Origin of the sequence: Streptomyces sp. NPDC059718 (genome assembly GCF_042733315.1) — a bacterium.
Classification (GTDB): Bacteria; Actinomycetota; Actinomycetes; order Streptomycetales; family Streptomycetaceae; genus Actinacidiphila.
On the sequence record NZ_JBHWGA010000035.1, the window covers coordinates 32725 to 44537 of the forward strand.

Here is an 11813-nt window from a genome sequence, read left to right on the forward strand (position 1 = left end):
CCACCGCCGATGAAGATCACCGGGTACCGCAGTCTGAGCACCGTTCACGACTGGGGCAGAATCACCGGGGACGTCAACGGTGTCCAGTCCGGCCACACCACGCCGGTCCCCGTCCTCGTCATCGAGACCGACGCCGGAATCGAGGGAGTCGGCCTCGGGTCCCACGCCGACATCGCCCGCGTCTTCCCCGCGATCGAGGGCGGTGACCCGCGGTCGGTCGTGGCCCTCTACGACCGGATGCTCGACTGGGTGTTCAAGGCAGGTCACTCGGGATCCACCTTCGGCACCGTCGGCGCCGTCGACATGGCCCTGTGGGACATCAAGGCCAAGGCCGCCGACGAGCCGCTCTGGCGGACCCTCGGGGGCCGCGAGCGCTTCGTCCCCGGGTACGCGTCCGGTCTCGAGTACGGCCTGGACGACGACGAACTCGCCGGCCTCTACGGGCGGTTCGCGGACCGCGGGTTCAAGGCCGGCAAGCTCAAGGGCGGCCGCGACCTCGACCGCGACCTGCCCCGGCTGGAGATCATGCGCGACGTCCTCAGCCGCAACTCCCGTCGGCCGGCGCTGATGTTCGACGCCAACGAGTCGTGGAACCACGCCCAGGCGGCCCGGTACGTCGCGGCCATCGAGGAGCGCATGGACCTCACCTGGGTGGAGGAACCGCTGCGCCGATGGGATGCGGCCGGCATGGCCTCGCTGCGCGGGAAGGTGCGCGCGGCGATCGCGACCGGCGAGAACCTGACCGGACTGGAGCAGTACCGCCCCCTGCTGGACGCCAACGCGGTCGACATCGTGCAGGTCGGCAACGTGTGGGGGATCACCCACTTCCTCCGCGTCGCGACGCTCGCACACGCCCACGACCTGCCGGTGAGTCCCGTCGCGTACAACGCGAACCCGGTGGCGCACGCCGCCGCCGCCGTGCCGAACCATCTGGCCTTCGAAGTCCAGGACCTCCACTTCCCCGTCGGTCTCGACGTCGACCAGCAGTTCGACGACGGAGGCATCGTCCTGGGCGATCGCCCGGGCATCGGGATCGTGGTCGACGAGTCCCGGATGTCACCGGCCGACGCCGCTCCGCCCCGGCCCGCGGTGACCGGACCGCACATCCGGCCCGAACGGGCTGCCTTGCGGCTGGTGGCCGAGCCGGACGTGATGGACGACCCGTCGTACCGCGGAGGCCGACTCTCGTGAACCGTCGACCTGAGCGCAGGGCCTTCGTCGTGGGTGTGCGGCCCGACAAGCGCGAGGAGTACCTGGCGCTGCACCGTGCCGTGTGGCCGGGCGTCGAGCGAAAGCTCACCGAATGCAACGTACGCAACTACAGCATCTTCATCTTCGGCGACATCCTCTTCGCCTACTACGAGTACGTCGGCGAGGACCACGAGGCGGACATGCGGCGGATCGCCGACGATCCGGTTTCGCAGGAATGGTGGACGCACACCGACCCGTGCCAGGTGAGGATCGCCGAGGAGCGTGATCCCGGGGCGCTGTGGCAGCCTGTCGAGGAAGTGTGGCACCTCGCATGAGTGCAGGTATCGACGCCCATGTGCACCTGTGGGACCGAGCCGTGGACCCGCAGGACTGGATCGACCCGGAGACCATGGCGCCGATCGCCCGCGACTTCGGCGCCCCCGATCTGAGCGGGATGCTGGACTCGACCGGTCTCGACGGCGCCGTGGTCGTGCAGTCGAGCAACAGCCTCGAAGAGAGCATCCGGCTCGCCAAGCTGGACTCGCCCGCCATCGCCGGCCTCGTCGTGTGGGTCGACCTCGCGGCGGAGGTCGGGCCTCAGCTCGACCGGATCCGCGAGGACGCCGCCGTCCCCGTCGTCGGGGTGCGGCATCTGGCCCACATCGACCCGGACCCGGAGTGGATGATGCGCGAGGAGATCAGCGCGGGCCTCGCCGTACTCGAGCGTGAGGACCTCTGCTTCGACCTCGTCGTGCGTGAGTGGCAGCTCCCTCAGGCGACCCGCTTGGCCGCGCGCCACGGCGGGCTCCGCTTCGTGCTCGATCACCTCGGCGGTCCGCCCGGGCCCGGGCAGGACAGGAGCACGTGGGCGTCGCGGCTGCGGGATCTCGCGCGGCAACCGAACGTCGTCGCGAAGGTCTCGGGACTCACGTCGGGCCTGGCCCCCGGATCGTGGCGGGCAGCCGATCTCGCCGCCCCGGTGACGATCGCCCTGGGATCCTTCGGCCCTGAGCGTCTGCTCTACGGCTCCGACTGGCCGTTGGCGGAGCTCGGCGGGGGAGCGGCGCCCTGGAAGTCAGCTCTGGAAGCCCTGCTCGACGGGCTTTCCGCCGCGGAACGCGGACGTGTGTTCGGCCGCAACGCCGCCGACGTCTACTCGCTCTCCTGATCAAGCGCCCGGCCGCGCGCCCGAGGCGCGTGGTCGGGCAGCCGACGACGCTCCCACGAGGTGTGGATGTGATCGTGCATCGCCTTCTGGGCCGCGTCGACGTCCTTCCGTGAGATGGCGTCGACGATCGCCGCGTGTTCCTTCAGGGTCAGTGTGACCGCGTCAGGGGGGTCGATGCCCTGGTAGCGGCTGGACTCGGTGGCGCGCTTGTACAGATGCTTGGCGATGTTCTCCGCCAGCCGGTTGCCGGAGATCTCCATGAGCGCGTAGTGGAACACCACGTCCGCCTGCCGGAACGAGTCCGTCTCGGACTCGCTCTCACGCATGGTGATCAACGCGTTCTCCAGCCTCCTCAACCCATCCGCGCTGCGAGAAGCGGCAACCGCTCCCGCCATCGCCGACTCGAGGCTCGCCCGCACGATCGTCAGCTCGTCGAGGACACCGAGCGTCGCGTCGTTGTCGATCAACGCGGACAGCACCACCGGATCGAGCATGTTCCAGTACCCCGGCGCCCGCACCTGGGTGCCGCGCCCCTGGGAAACGATCACCAGGCCCTTCTCCTCGAGCCGCTTCACCGATTCACGCAGCACCGTGCGACTCACGCCGAAGTGTTCGCTCAGCGGACCCTCCGGGGGCAGCAACGCGCCTTCCTGCAACTGGCCCGTCACGATGAGGTCGACGAGCTCGGCAACGACTGCAACACCCAAGCGGCCGGCGGGCAGGCGTGGCGGGAACAGACGGTTCGAGGGCTGCGACTCGGATGGCATACGTATGACCTTATCGCTCGAGCAATCTGCGGGCGAAGCGGTTCGTGGTTCACGACATGTCTTCGACGTGACGTCCGGGTCGCAGAGGCGTTGCCGGCGGGCGAACTCGAAGTCGCCGACAGAGGCTGCCGGGTGGGGCCAGAACCCCGGTGGCCGCCGGAGCAGGCCGGACTGCCGGCCGCACGGACCGCGAGCTGATTCCTGACGCCGGCCCGCCCTTCCGTCAGCCCGACGCGACGACCAGGTCGACACCCTGGACCAGGGTGCGCGCCGCGGACCGGGAGTCGCCGAGGTAGCCCGCGACCATCGCTCCGTCACGTAGGGCGACCACCAGGTCGGCGGACTGCCGGGGGTCCGCGACGCCGATGGTCGCGAGGGCGTCCTCCAGTACCTGGCGGAACCACTCGCGGTGCCTCAGCACGGCTTGGTGGATCGGGCACTTCCGATCCGGGTACTCCGCGGCCGCGTTGATGAAGGGGCAGCCGCGAAACCCGGGACCGCAGATCTCCTCGCCGATGCTGTGCGCGACGACATCGAGCAACGCCGCACCTCCCCCCGTCTTCTCGGCCGCCACGGCCACCCGGGCCCGGATGTCGTGATCGGTGGCGTCCAGGTAGCCGCGCACCAGGTCGTCCTTGCCCTCGAAGTGCCGGTAGAAGGTGCCGCGTGCGACGTCGGCCTCCGCCATCACCCGGTCGACGCCGACAGCGCGAATCCCCTCGGTGTAGAAGAGCCTGCTCGCCGTGGTCAGCAGCCGCTCCCGCGCCGCCGACCTGCGGCCGGTCGTGGCAGGCCCGCTCTTCGTCTCGGTCATGGAGACATTATATAGAACGTTCCTTCCATAATCTTGGGAGACGCAGGCAGGCGTCCAGGTCGCAGCGCCACTGGGACAACCGCGACGGGGCCGCCGAAGGGCCGCTCGCATGCTCGCTGGGCGCCGTCGATGTTCCCGTCGGGACGGTGCAGGTGGAGCGGACCGGCGTGCAAAAGGACGCGAGGACTGTGCTATGGGCCGACGGTGCCGACTATTCCCCGACAGGAGGGCGGGAAATGGTCGTGGGGGAGAATGGCCGTTGGCTGCCGGAATGGGTACGTGAAATCAACGGGTCGAGGGGCGCCTTTCCCGTTCCCCGCGTCGCGCGCGTTCCGCTATTTCTCGCATGGTCGCCCCCGCCGCTGGATGGGCACCTGACGGCCGCCCACCTGGGCCGGGACCCGTGCGAGCCCGTGTCCAGACGGCACACTACCGCCCGCAGACACTCACCGGGATACGACTTTCACTCAGTGAAAGAATCTTCTCCCGAGTTTTCCGGACTGCCGACGGACTCAGTGGAAATACGGCTCGGTGAGGTGATTCCGGGAGTTCGCGCGCTAACATGAACCTCCCCTTGACAATGAATTCAAGGAATATCCGCCCGAGTGGAACCCGGGCGGACGTGGACGGCTGACGGGAGTGTGGACGGGTGGGCTACGGCGACCCCTTTGATGACGGAGCCGCTGGCGCTCTGGTGGGGCGTGCCAAGGAACTGGATCGCATACGCGGCTTCCTCGGCGCCACCGACCGTGGCGGGGCGCTCCTGCTGTCGGGGCAGGCAGGGGTGGGCAAGACGGTTCTGCTCAACGCCGTGGCGGAGGCGGCGTCCGCGACCGGGACGCGGGTCCTGCGTGCGGCCGGTGTCGAGTTCGAAGCCGACGTGAGTTACTCCAGCCTGAACCAACTCCTCTTCCCTCTCTCCGAGACGTTCGGCGATCTGGACAGCACCCATCAGGAGGCCCTGCGTGTCGCGCTGGGCTTCGGCAGCGGAGCGTCGCCGAACCGACTCGTCGTGTCCAGTGCGACCCTCATGCTCCTTCGGCAGGTGGCCGCACCTGACTCACTGCTGCTCGTCATCGACGACCTGCAGTGGGTGGACCGCGCAAGCGCCGCCGTGTTCGGCTTCGTCGCCCGCAGGCTCGGCGGCAGCCGGATCGGCTTCCTCGGCGCCGTGCGCCAAGGAAGCGAGACCTTCTTCAACCGCGGTGGACTGCCCGAGTACGAGGTGCCGCCGCTGGACGAAACGTCGTCCCGGGCGCTGCTCGACGCGCGATTCCCGCACCTTGCCGAACGAGTGCGGCGTCGGCTGCTGTCCGCGGCCGAAGGGAACCCGCTGGCCCTGCTCGAACTGCCCACGGTGCTGAGCGGGCAGCAGCGCATGGCGCTGGAGAACCTTCCCGCGGTCCTGCCGCTGAGCCAGCGGCTCCAAGCGCTGTTCCTCTCCCGGGTCTCCGGCCTGCCGGCTGCCACCCGCCGCCTGCTGCTGCTCGCCACGATGGACGGAACCGGCGATCTCGGGGTCCTGCACGCGGCGGCGCGGCAGGACGGTTGCGACGCCGACCTCGAAGATCTCGCCCCGGCCGAGCAGGACCAGCTGGTCACCGTCGATGAGGGCACCCGGCGGCTCGTCTTCCGGCACCCCCTGATCCGCTCGGCCGTCGTCGACGCCTGCTCCAGCGCCGAGCGCCGTGCGGCGCACCGGGCCCTGGCCCAGGCTCTGGCGCATCAGCCCGAGCGCCGGGCCTGGCATCTCGGAGAAGCGTCCGTCGAGCCGGACGAGGAGGTCGCCACCCTGCTGGAGCGGGCCGCCCACCGCATCACGGCGCGCGGTGACGCCCTGGGGGCGGTTGCGGCACTGATTCGGGCGGCCGACTTGAGTCCCCACGGGTCGGACCGGGCGCGCCGCCTGGCCGAGGCCGCTTACATCGGCGCCGACGCGACGGGGGAGCTGCGCGGCGTCTCGGAGCTGCTCGAGGACGCCCGACGCGCCGACCCGGACCTGGCCGGGTCCCTGCGCTCCGCCGCTGCCGCCGTCTATCTGGTCATCAACGGTGACGGGGACATCGACACGGCTCACCGCCTGCTGGTGGGCGCCATCGAGTCCGGCACCCACCAGTACGACGCCGAGGACAACGCCGTCGTCGACGCCGTGCACCTGTTGCTGCTCCTGTGTTTCTTCAGCGGCCGCGCGGAGTTGTGGGACCCCTTCTACACCGCGCTCTCCCGGTTGCGCCCGGAGCCGCCCGCACTGCTGTCCGTGGCCGGCAAGACCTTCTCCGACCCGGCGCGTTCGGGAGCGGCCGCGCTGGACGAGATGGAGCGCATCCTCGACGAACTTCCCGAAGAGACCGACCCCGGACGCATCGTCAGGGTCGGCACCGCGGCGCTCTACCTCGACCGGTTGTCGGCCCTCCGTGAGCCCTCGTGGAAGGTCGTCCGCCAGGGACGGGACGGCGGCCCGGTGCGCCGGCATCTCGGCGCCTTGATGCACCTGTGCCTGGACGGCTACCTGACCGGCAGGTGGGACGAGTGCGTCGAACTGGCCGAGGAAGGAGTCCAGCTCTGCGAGGACTCCGGATACCGGTTCTTCACCTGGTACTTCTGGTACTGCCGGGCCGTCGTCGCCGCCCCCCGCGGGGAGGACGCGACGGTCGGCCTCCTGACGGGCCGCATCTCCCAATGGGCCGCACCGCGGGGCGTCGGGATGGCACTGCACTACGCCCGGCACATACGCACCGTGGCCGATCTCGGACGTGGCGACTTCACCGGCGCCTATCGGCACGCGACGGCCATCAGCCCCGCGGGCACCTTCGCCTCCCACGTGCCGCACGCCCTGTGGGTGATGATGGATCTCGTCGAAGCCGCGGCCCGCACCGACCGCCCCGCGGAAGCGGCCGCTCATGTGCGCGCCATCCGGGACAACGACATCGCCGCGCTCTCCCCGCGGCTCGCGCTTCTCGCGGGCGCTTCGGCCGCTCTGTGCGCCGCGGACGACGAGGAGTCGGTGCGTCTGTTCGGCGAGGCATTGGCCCTGCCGGAAGTCGAGCAATGGCCATTCGATCTGGCGCGGGTGCGGCTGGCCCATGGCGAACGGCTCCGGCGAGCCAGGGCGAACGCGGAGGCCAGAGGGCAGTTGATGCTGGCCCACGACGCCTTCGCCGAGCTTCGCGCCGGTCCCTGGATGGATCGTTCGGCCAAGCAGTTGCGGGCCGCCGGATGGGTTGCGCCGAGGATCGAAGCGGGCGGGAAGGTGCTCACGTCGCAGGAGCGGGAGATCGCGGACCTGGCGGCATCGGGGCTGAGCAACAAGCAGATCGCCGAACGGCTCTATCTCTCGCACCGGACGGTCGGAGCGCACCTTTACCAGATCTTTCCCAAGCTCGGCATCACCTCCCGGGCAGCGCTCCGCGACGCGCTCGGTGCCTTGGAGGAGTGAGACCCGCGCCCACGCCGGATACCTTTCCGCTTCCACGCCCTGACCGCACCCTTCCGTATCTGCCTAACCGACGTCGCCGGTACCCCGCAGCCGGTCACCGGGCGCACCGGCGGTGACCCGCGGCGGGCGAGCGCCCTTCGGGCTGTCCACCACGGCTGCGACGGCGTGTGCCGTGCGGGCGAGACGTGCCGCGGTGGCGGCCTGATCGTTCAGGTGCGCGTCGACTCGATCGACCAGACCGGGATACCGGCCCTCGTACGCCTGCGCCGTACCGAGGTCGTCCGGAAGGACCAGCCGCAGCCGCCGGCTGGTTTCGGGCACGGTCAGCCCGGCCATGACGACCGTGACCTCCACCCCGAAGCCGGCCAGTTCTTTCGCGTAGCTTGCCGCGAGATGATCGATCACCGCGGCGCTTTCGGAGTGCAGGGCGAGATAGGGGGCCTCGTCCGCGGGGTCGCCGCGGGACACCACCCAGACCAGCAGGCCGTCCTGGCGTTCGCGCATCTGCGGCAGCACAGCACGGTTCACCCGCTGGGTTGACAGCACGTTCGCGTCGTAGATCTGCGCCAACTGGTAGGGGGTGAAGGACTCGACGGGGCCCCGGGGCACAGGCCCCATGGTGTGTACCACGCAGTCGATCCGCCCGGCTTCGGCCGTGATGTCGGTGACCGTGGCGCTGACCGAGCGCTGATCGGCGACGTCGAGGGCGATCGGACGCGGCCGAGCGCCCTGATGGCCTGCGCCCCCGTCCAGTTTGCCGGCGATCGGCGGATGGCCTGACGCCGCGCCCATTCCGGCGTAGGCGATGTGACCGGCTTCGGCCAGGGCCTGGGCAGTCGCTGCCCCGAGGCCGCTGGACGCCCCGGTGACAAGGATGATCTTCGACATCATGCTCCTCGGCGCATGGTGGGAGCGGTGAGACAGCCATGATTGTGGCCAACGATGGACCACGACAGGTCCGGCACCGGCGCGTGACCGCACGGGCACCTGCTCAGTATCGGCGCCGGTGGGACCGCCCCGCATAAGTCATCTGACCGTGCCGACGACTGGGGTTCATGGCAGGTCCGGGGCCGAACGGCGGCGGAATCCACCTGCCCGGGCTCCGGGCCGCGACTTCTCGACCTTTCGCCTGAGGAATCCGGGCCTTGCGCGGTCCCTGCCGCTCGCGCTGCCGCCCGGCGACCGGCCGGACACCTGGTGCGCTGTCGAAACGACTGCCCGGCACGGCTCGGTGACCGGTTTTCCCGCAGGCGTTCGACGGATGTGGGACCGGGGCTTCCGGCGACAGTCTGGGGGCGCTGCGGGAGGCGGGCGTGCGCTGCCGGCTTGGCGCGGTCCGGATTCGTGCTCGATGCAGGTCGACACCGGCTCGGCATGCGCCCGATGCGTGCTCGTACGCGCTGGACGTGTCCTGACGGTGCGCCCCGTGCCTTTCGCGGCACCGCTTGCCTGCGGGCATCGGTGGGATTAGCTTTAGTGAACAGAACGTTCTATTCGTTTCGGAGGTCCGCATGAGTGAGCCCCACGCCAATGAGGCAGGCACGATCGTGCTCATCCACGGCCTGTGGGTGAACCCGCGCAGCTGGGAGGGGTGGAAGCAGTACTACGAGGCGCGGGGGTACGCAGTCATAGCTCCCGCCTGGCCGGGTCTGGACCGCGAGGTGGAGGAGCTGCGGCGTGACCCCTCGGGCATCGCGGGGGTCGGCTTGCTCGAGGTGGTCGACCACTACGAGCGGATCATCCGCGCCCTGCCTCATCCGCCCGTCCTCATGGGCCACTCGTTCGGCGGCACCATCGTGCAGATCCTGCTCGATCGGGGCCTGGGCAGTGCCGGGGTCGCCATCGACTCCGCAGCCGTCAAGGGCGTTCTTCCGCTGCCGCTGTCGACCCTCAAGTCGGCGTGGCCGGTGCTGGGAAACCCGGCCAACAAGAACAAGGCGGTCTCCCTGACGGCGCGGCAGTTCCACTACGCCATCACCAACACGCTCAGCGAGAGCCAGTCCGACGCCCACTACGAGCGCTATGCCGTGCCGGGCTCGGCCCGGGTCCTCTTCCAGGGGGCGTTCGCCAACTTCAACCCCCGGGCCGCGACCCGGGTCGACTTCCGCAACAGCCGCAGGGCCCCGCTGCTGTTCATCGCGGGAGAGGCCGACCACATCGTCCCGCCCAAGGTCAACAAGGCCAATTGGCGCCTGTACCGGAAGTCGCCCGCCGTCACCGAGTACCAGGAGTTCCCCGGGCGCTCGCACTTCATCATCGGCCAGGACGGCTGGCGGGAAGTCGCGGACTACGCACTGAACTGGGCCGAGGAACACCTCCCCGCCCATGTGTGACCGCACATGCGGACCGCGGGACCCCGCCGGCCCTGATCTGCCGACCTTTGACCTCATGAATGCGCCGTCCGTCACGGACGGTCCGGCGCGACACCCCCGCCGCTCGCGGGGGCTCTCCCGGGGACGCGACCGTCGCGTGCCCCACCCGCGTGGGCCTGTGTGCCCGCCGCGACAACACCATCACATCAGGAGAAATCCATGCTTCGCCGTCGTACGTTCCGTATAGCGGTTCTTGGCGCGACCGGTGTCGCCCTCGCCGGCGGCGTGACCGCGTTCGCGTCGGCCGCGCCCGCCCACCAGACCCCGGCCGGCCCCAAGCCGACCATCGTCCTGGCCAACGGCGCGTGGTCCGACGCCGCCGGCTGGGAGGGCGTCATCAACCGCCTGCAGCGCGAGGGCTACCCGGTCGTCGCGCCGCCGACCGGTCTGCGCGGCGTGGCCGCCGACTCCTCCTACCTGGCCGCCTACCTCAACACCATCAAGGGCCCCGTCGTCCTGGTCGGCCAGTCCTACGGCGGCATGGTCATCACCAACGCCGCCACCGGCAACAAGAACGTCAAGGCACTCGTCTACATCGCCGCCTTCGCGCCGGACAAGGACGAGTCCGTCCAGACCCTGACCGCGAAGTTCCCCGGCACCCAGATCACCAACGACCCCAACGCCCAGGTCCCCACCGCCCTCTTCCCCGTCGGCTACCCCCAGGCCGACAAGAGCATCGGGGTCGACCTGTACGCCAAGGCCGACCAGTACCGCAACCTCTTCTTCAGCAACCGCGTCAGCAGCAAGAAGGCCGCTGAACTCGCCGCCACCCAGAGCCCCATCAACGCCAACGCCCTCGGCGAGGGCTCCCCCGGCGAGCCCGCCTGGAAGACCATCGAGTCCTGGTACCTCGTCTCCAAGGACGACCACGTGATCCCGCCCGCGACCGAGCGCTTCATGGCCAACCGCGCCCACGCCCACACCGTCGAGGCCGACACCCCGCACGCCGCCCAGGTCACCAACCCCGGCACCGTCGCCAAGCTCATCGAGAAGGCCGCCGAGACGGTCCACTGACAGCAAGCGGGCCGCGGCAACCCCGGCGGCCCGACGGACCCCGCACGACGGCCCGGGCCGTCGTGCGGGGAGGGACGGTGACCGGGCGCCCGGCCAACGGCGCTGAGACCGTCCCGCACACGAAGGAAGGGGCATGGACATGTCCGATGAGCACGGCATGTCGGTGACCGACAAGGTCCTTGCGCTGCTCGGGGCCTTCTCCCGCGAAAACCCCGCACTCACCCTCACCGAGTTGTCCAGGCGAACGGGTCTGCCGTTGCCGACGGTTCATCGTCGTGCTGCCGAACTCGTCGCCTGGGGAGCCCTGGAGCGTGGAGCCGACCGGCGCTACCGGGTGGGCCTGCGGCTGTGGGAGGTGGCCACCCTCGCGCCTCGCGGATTCCCGCTGCGCGATGCGGCCCTGCCGGTCCTGTACGACCTGTACGACGTGACGAAGGAACAGCACATCCATCTCTCCGTGCGAGACCACCTGGACGTCGTCTTCCTGGAGCGTCTGAGCACGCCGGGCGCCCCTCAGGCCGACAGCCGGGTGGGAGGCCGCTTCGGCGCATTCGCCACGGGAGCGGGACTCGTCCTGCTCGCCCACGCGCCTGACGACGTTCGAGAGGAGTACCTGAGCACCCCACCGCGTCGCTACACCAGTAACACGGTCACCTCTCCCGCCCGGCTCCGCTCCCTGCTGGCCGACGTCCGCAGGGAGGGGTACGCCAGCAGCGACAGAATGGTGGGGCCAGACGTCCACTGCGTCGGAGCGCCGATCCACGGGGCGGGCGGCTCGGTCGTGGCGGCCATTTCGATCGCCTTCAGGGCAGGCAGTCAATCCCCTCAGACGCTCGCTCCCGTCGTCCGCGCGGCGGCCCGAAAGGTTTCCCGCGCCTTGCGCGAGTGAACATGTCTCCGTGCCGGTCGACGGCCCGTTACGGAGCCCTCTCGTCGGCCGTCAGCGGTCGACGAGGGGGCTGCATGGTGAGGACGGTGTCCTGTAGATGAACAGCGTGGGACATCCCCCGACTTTCTCACCGTCGACTGGCAATGCGCTGGCGCGCCCAGC

10 protein-coding genes are annotated in these 11813 nt (G+C 70.0%); 7 read left to right on the forward strand and 3 right to left on the reverse strand.

Annotated elements, in window-relative coordinates; genetic code table 11:
- Positions 1–9 precede the first annotated feature (9 nt).
- Genes ACFV3E_RS32090 through ACFV3E_RS32100 form a run of 3 tightly spaced genes read left to right on the forward strand, consistent with a single transcriptional unit; the run spans position 10 to position 2359 of the window.
- A complete protein-coding gene (locus ACFV3E_RS32090) occupies positions 10–1191 on the forward strand; it encodes a mandelate racemase/muconate lactonizing enzyme family protein (protein ID WP_500537834.1) in 1182 nt (393 codons plus the stop codon).
- Complete coding sequence (locus ACFV3E_RS32095) at positions 1188–1526, forward strand: L-rhamnose mutarotase (protein ID WP_500537835.1); 339 nt, start codon at positions 1188–1190, stop codon at positions 1524–1526. Before ACFV3E_RS32090 ends, ACFV3E_RS32095 begins: the two co-directional genes overlap by 4 nt.
- The gene (locus ACFV3E_RS32100; protein ID WP_500537836.1) at positions 1523–2359 is read left to right on the forward strand and encodes an amidohydrolase family protein; all 837 of its coding nucleotides are present in this window, start codon (positions 1523–1525) and stop codon (positions 2357–2359) included. Before ACFV3E_RS32095 ends, ACFV3E_RS32100 begins: the two co-directional genes overlap by 4 nt.
- Here ACFV3E_RS32100 and ACFV3E_RS32105 read toward each other — a convergent pair.
- Both ACFV3E_RS32105 and ACFV3E_RS32110 read right to left on the reverse strand, forming a co-directional pair.
- Complete coding sequence (locus ACFV3E_RS32105) at positions 2344–3126, reverse strand: FadR/GntR family transcriptional regulator (protein ID WP_500537837.1); 783 nt, start codon at positions 3124–3126, stop codon at positions 2344–2346. The two genes, ACFV3E_RS32100 and ACFV3E_RS32105, sit on opposite strands and share 16 nt — an antisense overlap.
- 223 nt (positions 3127–3349) lie before the next feature.
- A complete protein-coding gene (locus ACFV3E_RS32110) occupies positions 3350–3940 on the reverse strand; it encodes a TetR/AcrR family transcriptional regulator (RefSeq protein ID WP_500537838.1) in 591 nt (196 codons plus the stop codon).
- Between the two features lie 694 nt (positions 3941–4634).
- Between ACFV3E_RS32110 and ACFV3E_RS32115 the strand changes: the two genes are divergently transcribed.
- Positions 4635–7376 (forward strand): ATP-binding protein, encoded by a 2742-nt coding sequence (locus ACFV3E_RS32115; protein ID WP_500537839.1) that lies wholly within the window; start codon positions 4635–4637, stop codon positions 7374–7376.
- 63 nt (positions 7377–7439) lie between these two features.
- On the opposite strand, the gene ACFV3E_RS32120 is transcribed toward ACFV3E_RS32115, so the two are convergent.
- Positions 7440–8267, reverse strand: coding sequence for an SDR family NAD(P)-dependent oxidoreductase (locus ACFV3E_RS32120; protein WP_500537840.1), 828 nt, complete (start codon positions 8265–8267; stop codon positions 7440–7442).
- 620 nt (positions 8268–8887) lie between these two features.
- On the opposite strand from ACFV3E_RS32120, the gene ACFV3E_RS32125 reads away from it, so the two are divergent.
- The 3 genes from ACFV3E_RS32125 to ACFV3E_RS32135 all read left to right on the forward strand — a co-directional run bounded on the left by ACFV3E_RS32125 (position 8888) and on the right by ACFV3E_RS32135 (position 11651).
- Positions 8888–9709, forward strand: a complete 822-nt coding sequence (locus tag ACFV3E_RS32125) for an alpha/beta hydrolase (RefSeq protein WP_500537841.1) — start codon at positions 8888–8890, stop codon at positions 9707–9709.
- A 198-nt stretch (positions 9710–9907) separates the two neighbouring features.
- Complete coding sequence (locus tag ACFV3E_RS32130) at positions 9908–10762, forward strand: alpha/beta fold hydrolase (protein WP_500537842.1); 855 nt, start codon at positions 9908–9910, stop codon at positions 10760–10762.
- Positions 10763–10895: 133 nt separating this feature from the next.
- Positions 10896–11651: an IclR family transcriptional regulator gene (locus tag ACFV3E_RS32135; RefSeq protein ID WP_500537843.1), complete on the forward strand. Its 756-nt coding sequence runs from the start codon at positions 10896–10898 to the stop codon at positions 11649–11651.
- Positions 11652–11813: the final 162 nt, after the last annotated feature.